Source organism: Streptomyces sp. SLBN-118 (assembly GCF_006715635.1).
Taxonomy (GTDB): domain Bacteria; phylum Actinomycetota; class Actinomycetes; order Streptomycetales; family Streptomycetaceae; genus Streptomyces.
Genome location: NZ_VFNP01000001.1, coordinates 2,231,052 through 2,253,506, shown reverse-complemented (window position 1 = coordinate 2,253,506; position 22,455 = coordinate 2,231,052). Strand labels below are relative to the sequence as shown.

Here is a 22,455-nt window from a genome sequence, read left to right as displayed (position 1 = left end):
TCCGACCACCGTGTTGGTGGGCGGGGCCGCAGCCTTTTCCCCACCTTCCCCTCCCCCTACGGGGGGCCGGAGCCCCGGATATGAGAAAGCCCCCGCCCTCCCGAAGGAGCGCGGGGGCTTCCCCACAGAGACAGACAGGCGACCGCGGTAACCGGCTTACCGCAGGCGCGCCATCAGGGCGTGCTCAACCAGGGTGATGAGCGCGCTCTTCGCGTCCGCCCGATGCCGGGCGTCCGTCGTGATGATCGGGGTGTCCGGGCCGATCTGGAGTGCCTCGCGTACTTCTTCGGGGTTGTAGGGCTGGTGTCCGTCGAAGCCGTTGAGGGCGATGACGAAGGGCAGGCCGCTGTTCTCGAAGTAGTCGACTGCGGGGAAGCAGTCGGCGAGTCGGCGTGTGTCGACGAGGACGACGGCGCCGATGGCGCCGCGGACGAGGTCGTCCCACATGAACCAGAAGCGGTCCTGTCCGGGTGTGCCGAACAGGTACAGGATCAGGTCCTGGTCCAGGGTGATGCGGCCGAAGTCCATGGCCACCGTGGTGGTGGTCTTGTCTCCGGTGTGGGTGAGGTCGTCGATGCCCGCGGACGCGCTGGTCATGACGGCTTCGGTACGCAGCGGGTTGATCTCCGAGACGGCGCCGACGAACGTGGTCTTGCCCACGCCGAAGCCGCCCGCCACCACGATCTTCGCGCTGGTGGTTGAGCGGGCTGCACCGCCGCTAGAGCTTGCGAAGTCCACTGAGCACCCTTTCGAGCAGTGTCACATCTGGCTGGCCGCCGGCGGACTCGTCGCCGCCGGGCTGGTGGATGGCGACAAGTCCGGCCTCCGCCAGGTCGGCGACGAGGATACGGGCAACGCCGAGGGGGATGGTGAGAAGTGCCGAGATCTCCGCGACCGACTTGATCTCGATGCACAGCCGGCAGATCCGCTGGTGCTCGGGCAACTGCCCTTGCAGCCTCGACGGATCGGCCGTGGTGCTGACCAGTGCCTCGATGGCGAGCTGGTAGCGCGGCCGGGTCCGGCCGCCGGTCATGGCGTACGGCCGCACCAACGGGTTGTGCGTGCCCTGCGCCGGTGCGCCTTCCGGTGCCCGACGGGGCTGTACCGGCTGAATGCGCGGCTGCGGCGGCTGGTTGTACGAGGGGTCGTACGGCGACTGCGGCTGCTGGTAGGGCTGCTGGGCGCCCTGTCTGCTCGGCGTGGAAGGAAAGTTGAAACGGTTCTGAGAGTGATCACCCGGCGTTTGGTGAGCATCGTCATAAGGGCGTCCGCCCGGTGGTGTTGCCACGTTTCCTCCTCCGACTGCCGGTCGCCGGTCCCTGTCCCTGTGGAGCCGCGCCACCGCACCCTATGGTGCGGTGGCGTGAAACGCACTGTCTGACTGTTAGTTGAGAAGACTTCCCTGGAGCTCCGCACGGAGGTCCGGCGTCAAAACGCTCCCCGCACGGTCCACCAGCAGAGCCATCTCGTAACCCACCAGACCGATGTCGGCCTCGGGGTGTGCGAGAACAGCCAGCGAGGAACCGTCGGAGATGGACATGATGAAGAGGAAGCCCCGTTCCATCTCCACCACCGTCTGGTTGACCGCACCGCCTTCGAAAATCCTTGACGCCCCCGCGGTCAGCGAGGTCAGACCGGAGGCCACTGCCGCCAGCTGATCGGCTCGGTCCCTCGGGAAACCCTCGGACATCGCCAGCAGGAGTCCGTCGGCGGAGACCACCACGGTGTGGGACACCCCGGGGGTGTTGTCCACGAAGTTGGTGATCAACCAGTTCAGATTCTGCGCCGCCTGGCTCATCGGGCTCACACTAACGCTCCTGGTTGTAGGTACTGCCCGGGCCGAAGCCCAGTCCGTTCGTGTCCGTTCCCGCGCTGCGTCCCTGCTGGACGCCGCGCCGCAGGTTGCTCAACCTGCCGCGCACGGCCTCCGGGGCGCGGGAGACCTGGGGGCCGCCCTGGGGCGTCTGCTCCGCGGTGCCCTCGATGAGATTGGCCTTGGGCATCCGCCGTGGAAGACCGGAGGAGGTGACTCCGCCCGCCTTCGGCTCACGGAGCTTCTCCGCCCGATGCCAGCGCTCGTCGTTGGTCGAGCGCCAGTCCTCGGAGCCGCCGACGCCCTGGCTGTTGCCGGCGGCCTCGGCCTGATCGCTCTGCGGAGCTTCTAGGTCCTGCTCGGCGGGCTGCTGCCACTGCTGCTGGGACTGCGGCTGCTGGTTGCTGCCGCGCCGCGGCAGACCGGCGTTGGTCACCGCGTGACTGCTGCTCGGAGCGGGCCCGGGACGCTCGAAGCCTACGCGCTCGGGGGCGTTGGCGGGAGCGCCGGGGGTAGATTCCGCTTCCGCCCGGTACTCCGGCTCGTACGAACCCTGGTACGTACCTTGCTCCGACCACTCTGCCTGGTGGGATGCGGTGTCGTACTGGCCGTCGTAGGAGCCGTCGGCCGCCTGTGAAGCCTGGTAGTCGGCTTCCGCATATGCGCCTGTGGGCTCGTTCTGGTGCTCCTGGTACTCCTGGTGCTCGGAGTAGCCACCGGGCGTCTGGTAGCCGTCGTACGCCTGCTGCTGGTCCTGGGCGTAACCCTGCTCCTGGAACTCCTGGCCGTACTCGGAGGTGTACTGCTCCTGCGGGTAGTCCCGCTCGTCGCGGAAGAGGGGACGGTCACCGCCCTGAGTCTGCGCCTCCAGCGCCGCACGGCGCTCCTCGCGTATCAGCGAGCGGCCCACCGGGTCGAGCTGTGCGGAGGACTCGGACTGCTCCTCGTACCGCGAGTCGTCGAAGCCGAGTTCCGCGGCCGTACGCATCGGCGCCGCGCTCTGGAGCTGGGCGTACTCGAAGGACTGCTGCTCGGGAATGATCTGGGAGACCGTGAAGTCGTCATCGGGGAGCGCCTCGCCACCGCCACCGTGGGTGATGGCGTCGGGGAGCATGACCAGCGAGGTGGTGCCCGCCTGCTCGCCGGAGGGGCGCAGCTGGACGCGGATGCCGTGCCGGTCGGCGAGGCGGCCGACCACGAACAGGCCCATGCGCTGCGAGACGGCGGCGTCCACCGTCGGCGGGTTGGCCAGCTTGTGGTTGATGTCGGCGAAGTCCTCGGCGGTCAGGCCGATGCCCTTGTCGTGGATCTCGATCATGACCCGACCGTCGGGGAGACGGGTGGCCGTCACCCGAACCTTGGTCTGCGGCGAGGAGAACGTCGTGGCGTTCTCCAGCAGCTCGGCCAGCAGGTGCACGAGGTCGGTCACGGCCTGGCCGTGGATGTCCGTCTCCGGGACACCGGTGAGCTCGATGCGCTCGTACGACTCCACCTCGGAGGAGGCGGCCCGCAGGACGTCGACGAGCGGCACCGGCTGGTTCCAGCGGCGGCCCGGCTCCTCGCCCGCGAGGACCAGGAGGTTTTCGCCGTTGCGGCGCATACGGGTCGCCAGGTGGTCCAGTCGGAAGAGGTTCTCCAGCTGGTCGGGGTCGGCCTCGTTGTTCTCCAGGTCGGTGATCAGGGTCAGCTGGCCCTCGATCAGCGACTGGTTGCGGCGCGAGAGGTTGGTGAAGATCGCGTTGACGTTGCCACGGAGCATGGCCTGCTCGGCGGCGAGTCGCACGGCTTCCCGGTGGACCTGGTCGAAGGCGCGGGCGACTTCGCCGATCTCGTCCTGGCTGTCGATCGGGATCGGCTGCACCCGGGTGTCGACGCGGCCCGGCTCGGTGCGCGAGAGCTGATCGACCAGCATCGGCAGACGCTGCTCGGCGATGCCGAAGGCGGCGGTGCGCAGCTGGCGCATCGAGCGGCTCATCTGGCGGGCCATGAGACCGGCCAGGATGAAGGCGGTGAGCAGGGCGATTACGACAATGCCGCCGTTGGTGATGGCATCGCGCTTGGCGTCGTCGGAGATCTCGGCGGCCTCGGTCACGGCCTTGTCGACGAGGTCGTTCTCGATCTCGGTGTAGCCGTCGAACTTGGCGGTGGCCGCGCCCATCCAGACTGTGGGCGTGGTGTCGAGCTTCTTCAGCTCCTTGGGGCTGAGCCCCTGGCCGATCTTGGCGGACATGCCCGCAAGGACCGAGCCCTTGTCGTCCTTCGGCGGGTTGAGATCGGCGGCCTTGAGCTGCTTGGCGCCCTCGACGGCCTTGGCCGTCATGATCTGCTCGAGCTTGTCGGCGTCGTCCTGCGTACCGCCGGAGACGTACTCGGCGAGCGCGATCTGCTCGAGGTAGTTGTACGAGTTGAACGCGATGGTCTGCTTCGCGCGGATCGTGTCGTCCTCGCTGGGACGGATCAGCAGGTGCATACCGATGGACCGCTGCAGCGACTCGGCGGCCTTGGCCAGCTGGACCGCGTAGACCGTACGGCCGTAGCTGGTGATGTTGCCGGTGCCGAGGCCGAGCTCGTTGGAGAACTCCATCAGCGAGTGCTGGACCTTGACGTAGCTCTCTTCGGTGCCGACCGCGGACTTGGGCTCGACGGCCTGGGTGTAGGCGAGCTTGCGGATGTCGGCGAGCTCGGGCTCCACGCCCCGGAACAGGCTCAGACGGCGCTCCAGGCCCTGCCCCTCGGGCAGATCCTGGACGGCGTCGTCGAACTTCTGCTTGGCGTTGTCCGTGGTCGCGTACGCCTGGGTGACCTTCGCGTTCTGGCGGTCATTGGCGAGCAGATACGGCGCCGTGAGGTCACGCTCGTTGAGGAGCGCCTGGCCGTACTCCGAGGCGGCGCGCACGATCAGCGCCGTCTTCTCGGCGTCCTGCGCCTCTTTCCAGGTGTCGATGGACGACTTGACCTGGAAGCCGCCCATCACCAGGCCGACGAGCACGGGTATGAGCAGGATCGCGTTCAGGCGGGTGGGCACTCGCCAGTTACGCGGGGACAGCCGGCTGGAGCTTCCGGTGGCCGGGGACGGACCGGGCGCATCCGCAGGCGACGCCGCTGTGCGCGGCGGCGGGGTGAAGTTGCCCCGCGCCTGCTGCTCTGCGGAGCTCGTCATGCTTCGCCTCACTCGACCAACAACCTCTCGGCGTCGGCACCTACGCTGTGCCGTGTTTCGTTCAGAGCTCTACTACTCGGGAGTTCGTCGAATTCCAGCATGCGGAGGGGTCCCGTTCCAAACAGTTGGAATCGGCCATTCCGTGTGTGCAGGTCAGGGATAAAACGGGCAAAAAGAGCGAGTCCTGCCAAATTGGGGGTCAAATGTGAGCACAGTGGCACCGGCTGGATGCACCGGGTGGCCAATCCATCTTAATTCTCTGTCGAAACGTTATGAACACGAGGGCGGGCCGTGTCAAAGGACACAGCCCGCCCACGCACAACTACGACAACTGCCGTATGTCGGCGTCTACTTGAGGCGGGCCATCAGGGCGTGCTCCACCAGCGTGATCAGCGCAGACTTGGCATCGGCCCGATGCCGGGCGTCCGTCGTGATGATCGGAGCGTCCGGGCCGATCTGGAGTGCCTCGCGTACTTCTTCGGGGTTGTAGGGCTGGTGTCCGTCGAAGCCGTTGAGGGCGATGACGAAGGGCAGGCCGCTGTTCTCGAAGTAGTCGACTGCGGGGAAGCAGTCGGCGAGTCGGCGTGTGTCGACGAGGACGACGGCGCCGATGGCGCCGCGGACGAGGTCGTCCCACATGAACCAGAAGCGGTCCTGTCCGGGTGTGCCGAACAGGTACAGGATCAGGTCCTGGTCCAGGGTGATGCGGCCGAAGTCCATGGCCACCGTGGTGGTGGTCTTGTCTCCGGTGTGGGTGAGGTCGTCGATGCCCGCGGACGCGCTGGTCATGACGGCTTCGGTACGCAGCGGGTTGATCTCCGAGACGGCGCCGACGAACGTGGTCTTGCCCACGCCGAAGCCGCCCGCCACCACGATCTTCGCGCTGGTGGTCGATCGGGCTGCACCGCCGCTAGAGCTTGCGAAGTCCACTGAGCACCCTTTCGAGCAGTGTCACATCCGGCGTGCCGCCGGCCTCTCCGTTGCCCGGCTGATGGATGGCCACCATGCCCGCCTCCGCCAGGTCGGCGACGAGGATACGGGCAACCCCGAGCGGCATCGACAGCAGCGCCGAGACCTCGGCCACCGATTTGACCTCACGGCACAGGTGGCAGATCCGCTGGTGCTCCGGCAGCAGCCCGGCCAGATGCGCCGGGTCGGCCGTGGTGCTGACCAGTGCCTCTATCGCGAGCTGGTAGCGCGGCCGGGTCCGGCCGCCGGTCATGGCGTACGGACGAACCAGCGGCTGATCGCCTTCTCCGTACGACGCGTCGACTGAGGCGCCGTACGGATCGTGAGAGGCGGGTGGCGGGGTCATGAATCCTCCGGGCGTGACAGCAAGTGGTCTGCGTGCCGTCTGAGTGGAGCCGGTGGGGGGCCTGTGGGCGGCCTGACGGTAACTGTGCGGTGGCGTCTATCTGAAGCACCTCGTGGGGGAGGCGGATTTCAGTGCAGCAGGCTTCCCTGGAGTTCGGCGCGCAGGTCCGGAGTGAGGACACTGCCCGCCCGGTCGACCAGGAGAGCCATCTCGTATCCCACGAGGCCGATGTCGCACTCGGGGTGTGCGAGTACGGCCAGCGAGGAACCGTCGGAGACGGACATGAGGAACAGGAAACCGCGCTCCATCTCGACCACGGTCTGGCTGACCGGGCCGCCTTCGAAGATCCGGGAGGCACCCGCGGTCAGCGAGGTCAGACCGGAGGCCACGGCCGCCAGCTGATCGGCGCGGTCGCGCGGGAATCCTTCTGACATTGCCAACAGAAGACCATCGGCGGAGACCACCACTGTGTGGCTCACCCCGGGGGTGTTGTCCACGAAGTTCGTGATCAACCAGTTCAGATTCTGCGCCGCCTGGCTCATCGGGCTCAACTAGTGCTCCTGCTGGTGAGTGGGGCCGAGGTTGAAGCTGCCGGTCGTCGAATTCTGCTGACGGCCCTGCTGAATGCCACGACGGAGGTTGGTCAGCCGGCCGCGTACATCATCGGGTGCACGCGAAACCTGCGGTCCGGACTGGTGGTTCTGCTCCTGGGCGGTTCCCGGCACAAGGTTGGCGCGCGGGACCCGACGGGGCAGACCCGAGGTGGTGACGCCGCCCGCCGCGGGCTTCCTGACCCGCTCGGCCTGGCGTACCAACTCGTCATTGGGCGAGGAGCGCCATGCGGCACCACTCGCGTGGGGCGCGTTGCCCGGGGTCGCCGGGCTCTGCGCGGGGGAGCGCTGCGGCATCGGCGGAACGGGACGCTCCGCAGGTTGCTGCGGGACAGCTGCCGACGGTCCCTGCGGCTGCTGCTGAGCGGGCTGACCGCCACGCGCGCCGTGGAACCAGTTCGTTTCCAGTGTGTCGTACAGGGGTGTACGGCCGTCGCCGGGACCGGCGGGCGGCAGCGCCTCGGGCTGTGGCTGCGGGGGCAGCGCATTCGCGGGGCGCGGGGCGCGGAACCCGTCCTGGCCAGCGCGCGGACGCGGAGCATGGGCGGGAGCGGGCGGCTGCGGGGAGTTGAAGTCCGGACGCGCGAACTGCGCGGTGGACGCCGCATCCTGAGAACCGGCTCCCTGGCCATCCGGGCGGGCGTACTGACCCGTGGACGAGGAGTCCGCAGCGCCGAACACGTCGGGCCGTACGAACTGCCCGGTGGAACCGGCACCACCCTGCGGCGGGGCCGCGTTGTAGTCGGGGCGCGCGAACTCCGACGTCGAGCCCTGACCGCGCCCGGAGTCGCTGTCCTCGTGCCCGCGCGGCGAGTCCGCGGCATGACGCTGCGGGGCGCCCTGCTGCTCGTTGCCCCAGCTGGTGGTCTGCGGACGCTGCGGGCGCTGCGGCTCCTCGCGGCGCGGGCCGCCGGGGAGCTCGGCGCGCGGACCGCCGGACGCAGGAAGCTGGCGGCCGCGGCCGCCCGCGTCCGGCGCGCTCTGCGGGAAGCCGTTCTGCCGCTCGTTGCGGGCGGGAGCGTTCTGCGCGCCACGACCCGCACCGGCGCCGAAGGCTCCGGCGAGACCGCGGCCCTGCCCCTGTCCCTGAGCACCGTCACGAGCCGGCAGCGCGGCACGCGCGCCCGATCCCGCACCGAGCCTGCCGCCCGCGGGAGCCCCTGCGGGACCCGCACCGGGTCCGCCGCCGAGACCGGGACGGCCTGAGCCGCCCGAACCGCCGGGACGGCCGCCGAGACCCGCCGGACCACCCTGCGCCGGGGGAACGGCGCCCTGGCCGCCCGCACCGGGCATGCCGGTCGGAGGCTTCTTGCCGCCGTGGGCGACATCGACGGGCAGCATGACCAGCGCGGTCGTGCCGCCGGAGTCGGAGGGGCGCAGCTGGATGCGGATGCCGTGTCGCAGGGACAGCCGGCCGACCACGAACAGACCCATGCGGCGCGAGACCGAGACGTCCACGGTGGGCGGCGACGCCAGCCGCTCGTTGATCGCGGCGAGGTCCTCGGGGGAGAGGCCGATGCCGGTGTCGTGGATCTCGACCAGCACACGGCCGTCGGGCAGCGCGTGACCGGTGACGCGGACCTTGGTCTGCGGCGAGGAGAAGGAGGTCGCATTCTCGAGCAGCTCGGCGAGGAGGTGCACGAGGTCGTTGACGACGCGGCCCGCGACCTCGGTCGCGGGGACCGAGGCCAGTTCGATGCGCTCGTACTGCTCCACCTCGGAGGCGGCGGCACGGAGCACGTCGACCAGCGGGACCGGCCGGGTCCACCGGCGGCCCGGCTCCTCGCCCGCGAGGACGAGGAGGTTTTCGCCGTTCCGGCGCATACGGGTCGCGAGGTGGTCCAGCTTGAAGAGGGACGACAGCTGGTCCGGGTCGGCCTCGCGCGACTCCAGCTCGGAGATGAGGGAGAGCTGACGCTGGATAAGACCCTGGCTGCGGCGCGAGAGGTTGGTGAACATCGCGTTGACGTTGCCTCGCAGCAGCGCCTGCTCGGCGGCGAGGCGGACGGCCTCGCGGTGCACGTCGTCGAAGGCCGCGGCCACCTGGCCGATCTCGTCCCGCGAGTGCACACCGACCGACTCGACGGAGGTGTCGACGTCCTGCGGGTCCGACTCGGACAGCTGCTTGACCAGCTCGGGCAGGCGGTCCTGGGCGACCCTGGTCGCGGTGTCCTGCAGCCGGCGCAGCGAGCGGATCATGGAGCGTGCCACGACGAAGGCGCCCACGAGGGAGACACCGAGGACGATCAGGATCAGCGCACCATTGATGATCGCTTCGCGCTGCGAGGCCTCGCGCAGTTCACGGGCCTTGCTCTCCATCTGGCTGAGCAGCGTGGCCTCGATGGTCTTCATGGCGTTGATACGGACCGTGTAGTCGTCGGTCCAGTCCAGGTGCGAACGGATGGGCTGCGACGCCAGACCGTTCTTGGTGTCCAGCACGCGCTTGGCGTAGAGCTCGGACGCCTCGATGGTCGGGTTGCCGTCCTCCATCGGTTCGGTCAGCTCGTCGGCGTTGCCGCCGGAGGACTCGTAGACCGCCTTGAAGGCCTTGAGCTGGGTGTTGCCGCTGTCGCGGGCCGCCTGGCCGTACTGCCGGTCGGGCTCGGTCAGGCCGGGGACCTTGCCGGTGTCACCGACCGGGAGCGCCGCGGCGATGACCGCGCGCTGGATGGAGGCGTACTCCTTGGCGGACGAGAAGGCCGCCAGAGCCCGGGTCCGCTTGATCATCTCCGGGTTGTTCGTCGCCTGGGCCATGTCCTGGGACAGGCTCAGCAGGGCGTCGATCAGCCGACTGTACTTGTCGATGGTGAGGGACGTCGGCTGGCCCGGCTTGTACGCGTTGGCCCGGATGCCGTTGAGCTCGTGGACCTGAACGGCGATCTGGTTGGCGTTGGCCCGGATGCTCTCCAGGGCCTCGTCGTCATCCGTGTTGGGGATGTCGCGAGTGGCCTCGAGGAACGCGTTCCTGGCCCGGTCGGTCGCGGTACGGGGACCGGTGACCTTGAAGTCCTTGACGGCGGCAGGATCGTTGGCCAGCGGGCCCGCCGACAGGTCGCGCTCCGTCTGGAGCTGCGTCGCCAGTTCGGTCGCCTGCTTGGTCATCTTGGTGAGCAGCTGCATGTGATCCAGCTGCTTCATGTCTTCCATGGACTCGTTGATACGGAGTCCGCCCAGCGTGGTCGCCGCGACGACCGGCAGGGTCAGAAGCGAGACGAGGCGCGTGCTGATGCGCCAGTTGCGCAGGGCTATTCGCGGCCCCGTGTCCGTCGGTCCCTTCGGCTTCAGCGGGGCTGTTGCCCTGTCGCCGCCGGGTGCCGCCACGCCGGGGCGCGCGGCACGTTCGCCGCTGTCGCCGGGCGCTGCCGGTCCCTGGTTCTGGGTGTGCTGGGGCGAGGAGCCGCGGTCGGTCCCGCCGCGCGGCTCCTGTTCCGCCGCAGCGCTGCCATCCCTCTTGAAACGTCCCTGCACTAGCGTCGCAACCTCTGGACCAGGCGTCCCTCCGCTCTCACGGTGGGACGGTGTCGGCGTCTCGGGGCGGAAAAACAGTGCCCCTTGGTGGTCGGTGAGTGACCGGCGCTGTCCCCCCTCTCCCGCCGCCACTCGGCGCTGCGTTGCGCCCCATGCGCGCCGGCCTGTAAACCGCGGCGGTGCGTGGAATTCCAGCACAGTGCCGGATCTCCAACAAGAGTCATGTACCGGCCTGTGACCTGGATGACACGGTGTAAGTGTCGCGTCACAAAGCGTACAAACAGTTCGCGGATGAAACGGACTTTTCCTTACGAGTCCCCTAGGGGTGGGGGGTGTCCCAGTCGCGATGATCAGGAGCGGAATGGTCGCTTCAGTGGCGCAATGTCCGTTTCCATGCAACTGACCCGCTATCCGGAATGCCCGAATTGACCGTCAACTCGTGAGGAAACTCACATGTAGATCGCTGAGTCTTCCGGACTTTCCCGGGGAATTGGATGTTTAGCCTGACGCTTTACAGGGATGGGCAATCCGTCAACCCGGCGTTAATCGCAGCGCCCGCACACCGACAGGGTCTGAAACAACCGATGAGGACGACGATGATGTTCCGCAACATAGCCAACCCCCGGCGCACCACGCTCGCGCACCTCACGGACGCGGACGAACTGCAGACGCCGGAGCAGCCGGAGCACGCACTCGATCTTCCCACGCAGACGGCCAACCCCCGCCGCACGGTCCTGATGGACGCCCCCGCCCAGTAATACGCGAGGCGGCCCTCGCACCCGCGTTAGCCTGGAGCGTCAGACTCCAGCCAGCGTCACCAAAAGAGGGGCACCCGCAACCCGTGCGCATCGCCAGGTTCTCCATCGACGGCAATGTGGCCTTCGGCGCGGTCGAGGGCGAAGGCCCCGACGGCCTCGTCCTCGACATCATCAAGGGCATCCCGTTCGCGGACTTCGAGCTCTCCGGCACCAAGGTCCCGCTGGCTCCCGGCTCCAAGGACAGGGTCCGGCTGCTGCCGCCCGTGCTTCCCAGCAAGGTCGTGGCCTTCGGCCGCAACTACGCGGAGCACGCGGCGGAGCTCGGCAACGAGGTCCCCGACGCGCCGTTCGCCTTCTTCAAGCCGTCCACCTCGGTGATCGGCCCCGGCGACCCCATCGCGTACCCCTCGTTCTCGCAGGAACTCCACCACGAGGCCGAACTGGCCGTGGTCATCGGCCGGATGTGCCGCGAGGTCCCGCGTGAGCGGGTCAAGGACGTCATCCTCGGCTACACCTGCGCCAACGACGTCACCGCCCGCGATGTCCAGAGGCGCGAGAAGCAATGGGCGCGGGCCAAGGGCTTCGACAGCTCCTGCCCGCTCGGCCCCTGGGTGGAGACCGACCTCGACCCGAGCGACCTGGCCATCCAGTGCACGGTCAACGGCGAACAGCGCCAGCTCGGCCGTACGAGCCAGATGATCCACTCCATCGAGGAGCTGGTCGTCAATGCCTCCGAGGCGATGACACTGCTCCCCGGCGACGTCGTCCTCACCGGCACTCCGGCCGGGGTCGGCCCGCTCAACGTCGGCGACGAGGTCGCCGTCACCATTCAAGGCATCGGCACTCTCACCAACAAGGTGATCCAGCGTGGCTAACGCGAACGTCCGCGTACGTTTCTGTCCGTCCCCGACCGGCAACCCCCATGTGGGCCTGGTCCGCACCGCCCTGTTCAACTGGGCCTACGCCCGGCACACCGGCGGCACCATGGTCTTCCGTATCGAGGACACCGACGCGGCCCGCGACTCCGAGGAGTCGTACAACCAGCTGCTCGACTCGATGCGCTGGCTGGGCCTGGACTGGGACGAGGGCCCGGAGGCGGGCGGCCCGCACGCCCCCTACCGCCAGTCGCAGCGGATGGACATCTACCGGGACGTCGCCGAGAAGCTGATGGCCGGCGGCTACGCGTACGAGTGCTTCTGCACCGCAGTCGAGTTGGAGGCCCGCCGCGACGCCGCCCGTCTTGCCGGCAAGCCGTCCGGTTACGACGGCACGTGCCGCAACCTCTCCACCGAGCGCATCGCCCGGTACAAGGACGAGGGCCGCCCGGCCATCGTCCGCTTCAAGATGCCCGACGAGCCGATCACCTTCACCGACCTGGTCCGCGGTGAACTCACCTTCACCCCGGACAACGTGCCCGACTACGGGATCGTCCGCGCCAACGGTGCCCCGCTGTACACACTGGTCAACCCTGTCGACGACGCGCTGATGGAGATCACGCACGTCCTGCGCGGCGAGGACCTGCTCTCCTCGACCCCGCGCCAGATCGCGCTCTACAAGGCGCTGATCGAGCTGGGCATCGCCAAGGAGATCCCCGCGTTCGGGCACCTCCCGTACGTCATGGGCGAGGGCAACAAGAAGCTCTCCAAGCGCGACCCCCAGGCGTCCCTGAACGTCTACCGGGAGCGCGGCTTCCTCCCGGAGGGCCTGCTCAACTACCTCTCCCTCCTCGGCTGGTCCTTCTCGGCCGACCAGGACGTCTTCTCGATCGAGGAGATGGTGGCGAAGTTCGACGTCGCGGACGTCAACGCCAACCCGGCCCGCTTCGACCTGAAGAAGGCCGAGGCGATCAACGCCGACCACATCCGCCGCCTCGACGTGAAGGCCTTCACCGAGGCGTGCGGCACCTGGCTGCGGGCCCCGCACGCCAACTGGGCCCCCGAGCAGTTCGACCGGGCGGCCTGGGAGGCGATCGCCCCGCACGCCCAGACCCGGCTGACCGTCCTCTCGGACATCACGGCCAATGTCGACTTCCTCTTCCTGGACGCGCCGGTCGAGGACGAGGCGTCCTGGACGAAGGCGATGAAGGAGGGCTCCGACGCGCTGCTGCGCACGGCCCGCGAGAAGCTGGCCGACGCCGACTGGTCCAGCCCCGAGTCCCTGAAGAACGCGGTCCTGGCGGCGGGCGAGGAGCACGGCCTGAAGCTCGGCAAGGCCCAGGCCCCGGTCCGCGTCGCGGTCACGGGCCGCACGGTGGGTCTGCCGCTCTTCGAGTCTCTGGAGATCCTGGGCAAGGGCAAGACCCTGGCCCGCATCGACGCGGCGCTGGACAAGCTCGCGTCCTAAGCTCGGGTTCATGCCGATACGCGCGGTCCTGTGGGACATCGACGACACGATCTTCGACTACTCCCGCGCCGACCGCGCCGGTATGCAGCGGCACCTCGAAGCCGAGGGCCTGGTCGACGGATACGACTCCGTCGACCAGGCCCTCGGCCGCTGGCGCGAGATCACCGACCAGCACTGGGCGCGCTTCTCCGCCGGTGAGACCGACTGGCAGGGCCAGCGACGCGACCGAGTCCGGTCCTTCACCGGCCGGCCACTTTGCGACGCCGAGGCCGACGACTGGTTCGCGCGCTACATCGTGCACTTCGAGGCCGCCTGGTCCCTGTTTCCGGACGCCGTCCCCGCGCTCGACCTGCTCGCCGGCCACTACCGCCATGCCGTCCTGTCCAACTCCTCGCTCCACAACCAGGACCGCAAGCTGCGCGTCCTCGGGGTACGCGACCGGTTCGAGACGATCCTGTGCGCGGACGAGCTGGGTGTGTCCAAGCCCGCGGCCGAGGCGTTCCACGCGGCCTGCGTCGCCCTCGCGCTGCCCCCGGGAGAGGTCGCGTATGTGGGGGACCATCCGGACATCGACGCGCAGGGGGCCGCGGCCGCGGGGCTCACCGGCATCTGGCTGGACCGCAACGGTCTCGGAGGGCGTCCTGACCTCCGTCGTATCACCGGTCTCGCCCAGCTCCCCGGCCTGCTGTGGCGCGATACCCGTTTTGGAGCGCCGGACACCTTCGGGTAATGTTCTTCCTGCGCCGCCCGAGAGGGCCGAGAGGTCCGGCCGGAGAGCGCAAACCAAACAAACCCCCCTCCAGGGGGTTGAGTTTTGGTGGGCTATGGTGTAATTGGCAGCACGACTGATTCTGGTTCAGTTAGTCTAGGTTCGAGTCCTGGTAGCCCAGCTCGCAGAGATCTTCTGCAAAGCCCCCGTTGTGTAGCGGCCTAGCACGCTGCCCTCTCAAGGCAGTAGCGCCGGTTCGAATCCGGTCGGGGGTACAGATCCATCCTGCTGATCATCAGGGTCGCACCCGATGACCGCGCAGTGACATCACCCGGCTCTGCCGGGTGGGATCGCTAGGGCCCCCGTTGTGTAGCGGCCTAGCACGCCGCCCTCTCAAGGCGGTAGCGCCGGTTCGAATCCGGTCGGGGGTACTGGTCTAAACCACCATGGCCTATGGTGTAATTGGCAACACTACGGTTTCTGGTACCGTCATTCTAGGTTCGAGTCCTGGTAGGCCAGCTCGCGGAGCTCATCCGCAAGGCCCCCGTTGTGTAGCGGCCTAGCACGCCGCCCTCTCAAGGCGGTAGCGCCGGTTCGAATCCGGTCGGGGGTACACATCGAAGAGGCCCTCCGCTCGTCGCGGAGGGCCTCTTCGCGTTCTTGGCGTACGGACCTTCCTGCGGCACCAGCTCCTGGCGGATACTCCGCGCATGGATGCTGCAGGCGCGGAACCTCTCGTACGGACCGCGGAGTTACGTATCTTGCGCATCGAACAGCCCCCGGGCCTCAGGATCGAGGGCGTCGTCGACATCCATGCACACCGCCATCTGCACGGTGCCCTCGACGTGATCGCCTCCATCGAAGGGGATCTTCAACTCGACCTTTCCGGGCTGGAGTTCCTCGACATCGGGGGACTGCGCATGCTGATCGGCTTCGCCCGGACCCGAAAGCCGGGCGACCATGTGGAGTTGACGGGACTCGCCCCGCATCTGCGGAATGTGATCGCACTCGTGGGATGGGACGACACACCGGGTCTGCGGCTGGGAGACCATCGTGTCAACTGACCGAGCTCCGGGCGGCTTTGAACACGCGCCGGGGGAGTGGGCACACTCGACACCACCGCCGAGTCCATGTACCTCGGCCGCCGACCGGTGGACCGGGTCGCCCAGCTCCTGCGGTACACGGACAGCTACCGGGCGGGGTCGCGGGGCCGCCGGGGCGGATGATCACCGAGACCGGGCACGGGGACGTGCACCCGCTCCCGCCGCCCCCGCCGGGACGCTTTGCGGTTTCGTCCTGCCGGGGCCGGGCCGGGCGTGGCCCATGGCGGACGACGCCCTGTGCCTTGCGCGGTGAAAGCGGCCCGCAGGGTCAGCCGCTGCGGCGCAGTGCCTCGCTCAGGCGCGCCGCCGCGTCGATGACCGCCTGCGCGTGCATCCTGCCCGGGTGCCGGGTCAGCCGCTCGATCGGCCCCGAGACCGACACCGCGGCCACGACCCGGTTCGATGGCCCTCGCACCGGCGCCGAGACCGAGGCCACGCCCGGCTCGCGTTCGCCGATCGACTGGGCCCAGCCCCGGCGCCGTACGCCGGACAGGGCGGTGGCCGTGAAGCGGGCGCCCTGCAGGCCCCGGTGCAGGCGCTCCGGTTCCTCCCAGGCCATCAGGATCTGGGCCGAGGACCCGGCCTTCATGGTGAGCGTGGAGCCGACCGGCACGGTGTCCCGCAGTCCGGACAGCCGCTCCGCCGCTGCCACGCAGATACGCATGTCGCCCTGCCGGCGGTAGAGCTGCGCGCTCTCGCCCGTCACATCGCGCAGATGCGTGAGTACCGGCCCCGCCGTGGCCAGCAGCCGGTCCTCGCCCGCCGCCGCGGCGAGCTCGGCCAGCCGCGGGCCCAGGATGAACCGGCCCTGCATGTCCCTCGCCACCATCCGGTGGTGTTCCAGTGCCACGGCAAGGCGATGTGCCGTGGGTCGTGCAAGCCCTGTCGCCGCGACCAGCCCGGCGAGGGTGGCCGGACCGGACTCCAGAGCGCTCAGTACCAGAGCTGCCTTGTCGAGAACGCCGACGCCGCTAGAGTTGTCCATGCAACGATATTCACGTCTCACACTGTGAAACGCAAGTTCAATTTTCCCGGGAACTTGCGAGTCTGTAGTGGCGGCCCGCGGACCAACGGGCTCTGCACAAGATCTCTAGTTGTGTCGGCGAACCAGCCGGCCGGAGGGAAAGCGATGGGTAGGACACTGGCGGAGAAGGTCTGGGACGACCATGTCGTCCGGCGCGCCGAGGGCGAGCCCGACCTCCTCTTCATCGATCTGCACCTGCTGCACGAGGTGACCAGCCCGCAGGCTTTCGACGGTCTTCGTCAGAATGCCCGGCCGGTGCGGCGGCTCGATCTCACCATCGCGACCGAGGACCACAACACCCCGACGCTCGATATCGACAAGCCCATCGCGGACCCGGTCTCCCGCGCCCAACTGGAGACGCTGCGCAAGAACTGCGCGGAGTTCGGTGTACGGCTGCACCCGCTGGGTGACATCGAGCAGGGCGTCGTCCACGTCGTGGGCCCCCAGCTGGGTCTGACCCAGCCCGGCACCACCGTGGTCTGCGGTGACTCCCACACCTCCACCCACGGCGCGTTCGGTGCGCTGGCGTTCGGCATCGGCACCTCCCAGGTGGAGCATGTCCTGGCCACCCAGACGCTGCCGCTGGCACGCCCCAGGACCATGGCCATCACGGTCGACGGCGAACTGCCCGAGGACGTCACCGCCAAGGACCTGATCCTGGCCGTCATCGCCCGCATCGGCACCGGCGGCGGCCAGGGCTACATCCTGGAGTACCGCGGCTCGGCCATCGAGAAGCTCTCGATGGAGGCCCGGATGACCATCTGCAACATGTCGATCGAGGCGGGCGCCCGGGCCGGAATGATCGCCCCGGACCAGACCACCTTCGACTATCTGCGGGGCCGTGACCACGCCCCCAAGAGCGAGGACTGGGACGCCGCCGTCGCGTACTGGAAGACGCTGCGCACCGACGACGACGCCGTCTTCGACGCCGAGGTGTTCATCGACGCCACCGAACTGGCGCCGTTCGTCACCTGGGGCACCAACCCCGGCCAGGGCGCGCCACTGTCGGCCAGCGTCCCCGACCCGGCTTCGTACGAGGACGCTTCGGAGCGCCACGCCGCCGAAAAGGCCCTGGAATACATGGGGTTGAGCGCCGGCCAGCCGCTGCGCGACATCAAGGTGGACACCGTCTTCGTAGGCTCCTGCACCAACGGCCGTATCGAAGACCTGCGCTCGGCAGCCGCCATTCTGGACGGCCGCAAAGTCGCCGACGGCGTACGGATGCTGGTGGTCCCCGGCTCCGTGCGGGTCGCGCTGCAGGCCGTCGAGGAGGGCCTGAACAAGGTCTTCACCGAGGCGGGAGCCGAATGGCGGCATGCGGGCTGCTCGATGTGTCTGGGCATGAACCCCGACCAACTGGCCCCCGGCGAGCGCTCCGCGTCCACCTCCAACCGTAACTTCGAGGGCAGGCAGGGCAAGGGCGGACGCACCCATCTGGTCTCGCCGCAGGTCGCCGCCGCCACCGCGGTACTGGGCCATCTGGCCTCGCCCGCCGACCTGTCCGAAGCCCCCGCGACCGCCGGAGTCTGAGCACCATGGAAGCTTTCACCGCACACACCGGCCGGGCCGTCCCGCTGCGCCGCAGCAACGTCGACACCGACCAGATCATCCCCGCCCACTGGCTGAAGAAGGTCACCCGCGACGGCTTCGAGGACGGGCTCTTCGAGGCCTGGCGCAAGGACTCCTCCTTCGTCCTCAATCAGCCCGAGCGGCAGGGCGCCACGGTTCTGGTGGCGGGCCCCGACTTCGGCACCGGCTCCTCCCGCGAGCACGCCGTGTGGGCCCTGCAGAACTACGGCTTCAAGGCCGTCATCTCCTCCCGGTTCGCCGACATCTTCCGCGGCAACTCGCTCAAGAACGGTCTGCTGACCGTGGTTCTGGACCAGAAGGTCGTGGACGCGCTCTGGGAGCTGACCGAGGCCGACCCGACGGCCGAAGTCTCCGTGGACTTGGAAAAACGACAGGTTCTGGCCGAAGGCATCACGGCCGACTTCGAGCTTGACGAGAACGCCCGATGGAGGCTGCTGAACGGGCTGGACGACATCAGCCTCACCCTTCAGAACGAAGCCGACATCGCGGCTTACGAGGCGTCCCGGCCGGCCTTCAAGCCCCGCACAATTCAGGCCTGAGCAGCGCTTTTACCGTACTGCGCCCCCCACCGTCCGGTGGGGGGCGCAGTCGCTTGTTGAGACCCTGCCGGGCGACAACTCGCCCCAGATGGCACAATCGGTGCATGGAACGCGACAGCCAACTCGAGCTCTACGAGGCAGTCGCCGCCCGACTGAAGGAAGCGCACACAAGAGTGCGCGCACTGCAAGTCCCGGAGGGCGTAAGGATGGCGCTGTCCCGGAAGCTGCTGGTCGTCACGGCAGCGGCGAAGCACGATCTCCCGGATGCGGCTAGGCGTCTGGACCGCTTGATGAAGGACCTCGACGAGGGCCGATTCCCTGAAGGCGACTGACACCCGAAGTTCCGCGACGGTCGACTTCGTTGCGGCACTAGGGTGATTAGCCCGTTTCGTGTTTGATTTGCGGTATATATCTGCCTAACGTGCGAAAAAGCCAGGACGCATTCGTTCCGGCCAATGTCTCCGAAGGGGAAGACGTGAACAAGGCGCAGCTCGTAGAAGCGATTGCCGACAAGGTCGGCGGCCGTCAGCAGGCCGCAGACGCTGTCGACGCGGTACTTGACGCGATCGTCCGCGCAGTTGTCGGCGGAGACCGGGTTTCGGTCACCGGCTTCGGCTCGTTCGAGAAGGTCGACCGTCCTGCTCGTTACGCCCGCAACCCGCAGACGGGTGAGCGCGTGCGGGTCAAGAAGACCTCGGTTCCGCGCTTCCGTGCGGGGCAGGGCTTCAAGGACCTGGTGAGCGGCTCGAAGAAGCTCCCCAGGGGCGGCGAAGTCGCGGTCAAGAAGGCCCCCAAGGGCAGCCTCACCGGCGGCATCGCCGCCGCCCGCACGACCGTCAAGAAGGCTGCTGCGAAGAAGACGGTCGCGAAGAAGGCCGCCGCGAAGAAGACGGTCGCCAAGAAGGCCGCAGTGAAGAAGACCGCGGCGAAGAAGACGGTCGCCAAGAAGGCGGCAGTGAAGAAGACCGCCGCGAAGAAGGCGGTCCCGGCCAAGGCGGCGGCAAAGAAGACGACCGCCAAGAAGGCCGCCGCCAAGAAGACCGCGCCGGCCAAGAAGGCGCCCGCCAGGAAGACGACGGCGCGCAAGACCGCCGCGAAGAAGACCGCCGCCAGGAAGTAAGCGGCACAAGGTCACAGGGCCATTCACGCGCCGGGCCGGGCTCCCCTCGGGGAGCCCGGCCCGCGGCGTTTCAGAGCGTGGCCAGGGTCACCAGCGTGATGCGCAGGGCCTCGCCCTCGCCCTCGGTCTCGATACGTACCCGCTGGCCCGGCCGCAGCAGCCGCAGACCGCCCGCGTCGAAGGCCGCGGCATCGAACTCCACGGGGGTGCCGTCGTCGAGCAGCACACTGCCGCTGCGGGTGTCGGAGTCGTAGGTGTACGAGGTCGCCTGCATACCGGCAGCTTAGGGGGTGTCTCTCTACGGTGCGTGGGCGCCCGCAGCCCAGCGCTCCGCGGTCCGCGGGCCCACTCCCAGGGCCAGCGCGGCCGCCAGATCGGCTCCCGTGTCCACGTCCTGCCGCACCGAATCCACGCCGTCGAGCAGGATTTCCGCGACCCCCGACGCCAAATGCCGACGGCGGGACCGGCCGCCGAAAGCGGGACGCAATTCCGTCCCCGGTGCCGCGGAGAGGAATGTCGTGCCGATTCCGGCCGCATCCGTCAGAAATGCCCGGGGAAATACCGAAGCGCGAACCAGTACCCGGGCCAATTCCTCGGGACGCAAAGCGGGAAGATCGGCGTTGAGTACCGCGACGGCCGCGTCGGGACGCAGCGCCCGTACTGCCTCGGCCCCGTGCGCGAGCGCCGCGTTGAGACCGGCGCCCGGGGAGTCCGGGACGATCCGGGCCCCCAGCGCGGCCAGCTCGCCGGCCGCCGCCGGATCGTCCGTGACGACCGCCACATCCCGTACTCCATCGCACGCCAGCGCCGCGGCCACCGTGTCCTGGGCAAAGGCGAGCGCGAGATGCGGCCGCAGAATGCCCGCCGCGGTCCCCGCGAGCCTGCTCTTGGCCAGAACAAGGGGCTTCAGCGGGACCACCAGGGACCAGCCGTTCGTCGCGTCGGTGTTCGTGGCGAGCTCTCCGTCCATGCGCATCGGACCCCATTGTGGCGCGAGCCCTTGACGGACCGGGGGCCCGGTCCCGGAGCCGAGGCGTACGGTGTTCTCGACAGACCAGGGGCCTGGGGCGACACTTGACCCCCAGCAGCCGGGCGGCAGCCCGGCAATAGAGGAAGGTGTCCGAGTGTCCCGCCGTAGAATCGGCTTCTGGTACCGCCTGGCGGCGGTCATCGCTAAACCGCCGCTGTTGGTTCTGTTCAAGCGGGACTGGCAGGGAATGGAACACATTCCGGCGGACGGCGGATTCATCACCGCTATCAATCACAACTCGTACCTCGACATGTTCTCCTACGGGCACTTCCAGTACAACAGCGGACGTGTGCCCCGATTCCTGGCCAAGGCCGCGCTCTTCAAGGCGCCCGTGGTCGGCACCCTCCTGCGGGGCACGGGCCAGATTCCCGTCTACCGGGAGTCCTCCAACGCCTTCGGCGCCTTCCGCGCGGCCGTCGACGCCATCGAGCGCGGTGAATGCGTCGCCTTCTACCCGGAGAGCACGCTCACCCGCGATCCCGGCATGTGGCCGATGACGGCGAAGACCGGAGTCGCACGCGCGGCGCTGCTGACCAAAGCGCCGGTCATTCCGGTCGCCCAATGGGGCGCGAACTTGGCAATGCCGCCGTACGCCAAGGAGAACAAGCTCCGTCTCTTCCCGCGCAAGACGCTTCAGGTGAAAGCCGGCCCGCCGGTCGACCTCGACCGCTTCTACGGCCAGGAGCCGACGCCCGAGGTGCTGAAGGAGGCGACCGGGGACATCATGGCCGCGATCACCGCCCTGCTGGAGGAGATCCGCGGCGAGAAGGCCCCGGACAAGCCGTTCGATCTGCGCGAAGTCCTCGCGCAGCAGCGCCGCAAGGCCGCCGAGGAGGGCACTAAGTGACGCGCGCCGCCACCAAGGCAGCAGTTTTCGGAACCGGCTCCTGGGGCACGGCCTTCGCCATGATTCTCGCCGACGCCGGTTGCGAGGTGAGCCTGTGGGCCCGCCGCGCCGAACTCGCCGAATCGGTCAACGCGACCCGGACCAACCCCGACTATCTGCCGGGAATTGAGCTTCCCGAGGCGGTACGGGCGACCAGCGACCCCGCCGATGCGGCTGCCGGGGCCGAGTTCACGGTTCTGGCGATCCCCTCCCAGACCCTGCGGGGCAACCTTGCCGCGTGGGCACCGCTCCTCGCGCCGGACACCGTGCTCGTCTCCCTGATGAAGGGCATCGAACTCGGCACGGCCAAGCGCATGAGCGAGGTCATCGAAGAGGTCGCCAAGGTCCCCGCCGAACGCGTCGCCGTCGTCACGGGCCCCAACCTCGCCAAGGAGATCGCTCAACGCCGACCCGCCGCCGCGGTGGTCGCCAGCCGTGACGAGAGCGTCGCCCAGCGGCTCCAGTCCGCCTGCCACACCCCGTACTTCCGGCCGTACACGAACACAGATGTGGTCGGCTGTGAACTGGGCGGCGCCGTCAAGAACGTCATCGGCCTCGCCGTCGGCATCGCGGACGGCATGGGCCTCGGAGACAACGCCAAGGGTTCGCTGATCACGCGTGGCCTCGCCGAAACCACCCGCCTCGGTCTCGCGATGGGCGCCGACCCGATGACCTTCTCCGGGCTCGCCGGACTGGGCGACCTGGTCGCGACCTGCTCCTCGCCGCTCTCCCGCAACCACACCTTCGGCACCAACCTCGGCCGCGGGATGACGCTCGAGGAGACCATCGCGGCCACCAAGCAGACCGCCGAGGGTGTCAAGTCCTGCGAGTCGGTACTGGATCTGGCCCGCAGGCACGGCGTCGACATGCCGATCACCGAGACGGTCGTCGGCATCGTCCACGAGGGCAAGCCGCCGGTCGTCGCGCTGAAGGAACTCATGTCGCGCAGCGCCAAGGCCGAGCGGCACTGACGTGATTCCAGCCAG

Annotated in this window: 23 protein-coding genes and 5 tRNA genes; 17 read left to right on the top strand and 11 right to left on the bottom strand. The window is 68.6% G+C overall.

What is annotated here, in order from left to right; all coding sequences use genetic code 11:
* Positions 1-156: 156 nt before the first annotated feature.
* From FBY35_RS10095 to FBY35_RS10060, 8 genes are all read right to left on the bottom strand, one after another.
* On the bottom strand, positions 157-738 hold the full coding sequence (locus FBY35_RS10095) for an ATP/GTP-binding protein (protein WP_050791473.1): 582 nt from the start codon (positions 736-738) through the stop codon (positions 157-159).
* Positions 719-1,288: a DUF742 domain-containing protein gene (locus FBY35_RS10090; protein ID WP_142213458.1), complete on the bottom strand. Its 570-nt coding sequence runs from the start codon at positions 1,286-1,288 to the stop codon at positions 719-721. The genes FBY35_RS10095 and FBY35_RS10090 overlap by 20 nt, the downstream gene beginning before the upstream one ends.
* Before the next feature lie 96 nt (positions 1,289-1,384).
* Positions 1,385-1,798 carry a roadblock/LC7 domain-containing protein gene (locus FBY35_RS10085; RefSeq protein WP_005311461.1) on the bottom strand — a complete coding sequence of 138 codons (414 nt, stop codon included), beginning with the start codon at positions 1,796-1,798 and terminating at the stop codon, positions 1,385-1,387.
* A 10-nt stretch (positions 1,799-1,808) separates the two neighbouring features.
* Positions 1,809-4,985, bottom strand: a complete 3,177-nt coding sequence (locus FBY35_RS10080) for a nitrate- and nitrite sensing domain-containing protein (protein WP_399208247.1) — start codon at positions 4,983-4,985, stop codon at positions 1,809-1,811.
* A gap of 336 nt (positions 4,986-5,321) precedes the next feature.
* Complete coding sequence (locus FBY35_RS10075) at positions 5,322-5,903, bottom strand: ATP/GTP-binding protein (protein WP_137993156.1); 582 nt, start codon at positions 5,901-5,903, stop codon at positions 5,322-5,324.
* On the bottom strand, positions 5,884-6,288 hold the full coding sequence (locus FBY35_RS10070) for a DUF742 domain-containing protein (protein WP_142213456.1): 405 nt from the start codon (positions 6,286-6,288) through the stop codon (positions 5,884-5,886). Before FBY35_RS10070 ends, FBY35_RS10075 begins: the two co-directional genes overlap by 20 nt.
* 128 nt (positions 6,289-6,416) lie before the next feature.
* Complete coding sequence (locus tag FBY35_RS10065; protein WP_142214992.1) at positions 6,417-6,830, bottom strand: roadblock/LC7 domain-containing protein; 414 nt, start codon at positions 6,828-6,830, stop codon at positions 6,417-6,419.
* A gap of 9 nt (positions 6,831-6,839) precedes the next feature.
* Positions 6,840-10,367 carry a nitrate- and nitrite sensing domain-containing protein gene (locus FBY35_RS10060; RefSeq protein WP_142213455.1) on the bottom strand — a complete coding sequence of 1,176 codons (3,528 nt, stop codon included), beginning with the start codon at positions 10,365-10,367 and terminating at the stop codon, positions 6,840-6,842.
* Positions 10,368-10,963: 596 nt separating this feature from the next.
* Between FBY35_RS10060 and FBY35_RS36395 the strand changes: the two genes are divergently transcribed.
* The 11 genes from FBY35_RS36395 (at position 10,964) to FBY35_RS37050 (ending at position 15,403) form a co-directional block, all read left to right on the top strand.
* On the top strand, positions 10,964-11,125 hold the full coding sequence (locus FBY35_RS36395) for a hypothetical protein (RefSeq protein WP_186357010.1): 162 nt from the start codon (positions 10,964-10,966) through the stop codon (positions 11,123-11,125).
* Positions 11,126-11,208: 83 nt separating this feature from the next.
* The gene (locus tag FBY35_RS10055; RefSeq protein ID WP_142213454.1) at positions 11,209-12,000 is read left to right on the top strand and encodes a fumarylacetoacetate hydrolase family protein; all 792 of its coding nucleotides are present in this window, start codon (positions 11,209-11,211) and stop codon (positions 11,998-12,000) included.
* Entirely contained in the window at positions 11,993-13,468 is a 1,476-nt protein-coding gene (gene gltX, locus FBY35_RS10050) for a glutamate--tRNA ligase (RefSeq protein ID WP_142213453.1), read from the top strand. The genes FBY35_RS10055 and gltX overlap by 8 nt, the downstream gene beginning before the upstream one ends.
* Positions 13,469-13,478: 10 nt before the next feature.
* Positions 13,479-14,198 (top strand): HAD family hydrolase, encoded by a 720-nt coding sequence (locus FBY35_RS10045; protein WP_142213452.1) that lies wholly within the window; start codon positions 13,479-13,481, stop codon positions 14,196-14,198.
* Positions 14,199-14,286: 88 nt separating this feature from the next.
* Positions 14,287-14,358 (top strand) — tRNA-Gln (locus tag FBY35_RS10040).
* Between the two features lie 21 nt (positions 14,359-14,379).
* Positions 14,380-14,452: transfer RNA gene (locus FBY35_RS10035), tRNA-Glu, on the top strand.
* 83 nt (positions 14,453-14,535) lie between these two features.
* A tRNA-Glu gene (locus tag FBY35_RS10030) sits at positions 14,536-14,608 on the top strand.
* 16 nt (positions 14,609-14,624) lie between these two features.
* Positions 14,625-14,696 (top strand) — tRNA-Gln (locus tag FBY35_RS10025).
* A gap of 21 nt (positions 14,697-14,717) precedes the next feature.
* A tRNA-Glu gene (locus FBY35_RS10020) sits at positions 14,718-14,790 on the top strand.
* A 97-nt stretch (positions 14,791-14,887) separates the two neighbouring features.
* A complete protein-coding gene (locus FBY35_RS10015) occupies positions 14,888-15,241 on the top strand; it encodes an STAS domain-containing protein (RefSeq protein WP_142213451.1) in 354 nt (117 codons plus the stop codon).
* A 36-nt stretch (positions 15,242-15,277) separates the two neighbouring features.
* Positions 15,278-15,403 (top strand): hypothetical protein, encoded by a 126-nt coding sequence (locus FBY35_RS37050; protein WP_260848569.1) that lies wholly within the window; start codon positions 15,278-15,280, stop codon positions 15,401-15,403.
* A gap of 145 nt (positions 15,404-15,548) precedes the next feature.
* On the opposite strand, the gene ndgR is transcribed toward FBY35_RS37050, so the two are convergent.
* On the bottom strand, positions 15,549-16,265 hold the full coding sequence (gene ndgR, locus FBY35_RS10010; protein WP_026278050.1) for an IclR family transcriptional regulator NdgR: 717 nt from the start codon (positions 16,263-16,265) through the stop codon (positions 15,549-15,551).
* A 144-nt stretch (positions 16,266-16,409) separates the two neighbouring features.
* Between ndgR and leuC the strand changes: the two genes are divergently transcribed.
* The 4 genes from leuC to FBY35_RS09990 all read left to right on the top strand — a co-directional run bounded on the left by leuC (position 16,410) and on the right by FBY35_RS09990 (position 19,553).
* On the top strand, positions 16,410-17,834 hold the full coding sequence (gene leuC / locus FBY35_RS10005; protein ID WP_142213450.1) for a 3-isopropylmalate dehydratase large subunit: 1,425 nt from the start codon (positions 16,410-16,412) through the stop codon (positions 17,832-17,834).
* A gap of 5 nt (positions 17,835-17,839) precedes the next feature.
* Complete coding sequence (gene leuD, locus FBY35_RS10000; protein WP_142213449.1) at positions 17,840-18,433, top strand: 3-isopropylmalate dehydratase small subunit; 594 nt, start codon at positions 17,840-17,842, stop codon at positions 18,431-18,433.
* 104 nt (positions 18,434-18,537) lie between these two features.
* Entirely contained in the window at positions 18,538-18,765 is a 228-nt protein-coding gene (locus tag FBY35_RS09995) for a hypothetical protein (RefSeq protein ID WP_142213448.1), read from the top strand.
* A 143-nt stretch (positions 18,766-18,908) separates the two neighbouring features.
* Entirely contained in the window at positions 18,909-19,553 is a 645-nt protein-coding gene (locus tag FBY35_RS09990; RefSeq protein WP_142213447.1) for an HU family DNA-binding protein, read from the top strand.
* A 70-nt stretch (positions 19,554-19,623) separates the two neighbouring features.
* Here the strand turns inward: FBY35_RS09990 and FBY35_RS09985 are convergent, their stop codons facing one another.
* Positions 19,624-19,827, bottom strand: coding sequence for a hypothetical protein (locus tag FBY35_RS09985; protein WP_142213446.1), 204 nt, complete (start codon positions 19,825-19,827; stop codon positions 19,624-19,626).
* A 24-nt stretch (positions 19,828-19,851) separates the two neighbouring features.
* Complete coding sequence (cofC, locus tag FBY35_RS09980; protein ID WP_142213445.1) at positions 19,852-20,529, bottom strand: 2-phospho-L-lactate guanylyltransferase; 678 nt, start codon at positions 20,527-20,529, stop codon at positions 19,852-19,854.
* A 148-nt stretch (positions 20,530-20,677) separates the two neighbouring features.
* On the opposite strand from cofC, the gene FBY35_RS09975 reads away from it, so the two are divergent.
* Together FBY35_RS09975 and FBY35_RS09970 are read left to right on the top strand one after the other, a co-directional pair.
* Entirely contained in the window at positions 20,678-21,430 is a 753-nt protein-coding gene (locus tag FBY35_RS09975) for a 1-acyl-sn-glycerol-3-phosphate acyltransferase (RefSeq protein ID WP_142213444.1), read from the top strand.
* Positions 21,427-22,440 carry an NAD(P)H-dependent glycerol-3-phosphate dehydrogenase gene (locus FBY35_RS09970; protein WP_142213443.1) on the top strand — a complete coding sequence of 338 codons (1,014 nt, stop codon included), beginning with the start codon at positions 21,427-21,429 and terminating at the stop codon, positions 22,438-22,440. Before FBY35_RS09975 ends, FBY35_RS09970 begins: the two co-directional genes overlap by 4 nt.
* Positions 22,441-22,455: the final 15 nt, after the last annotated feature.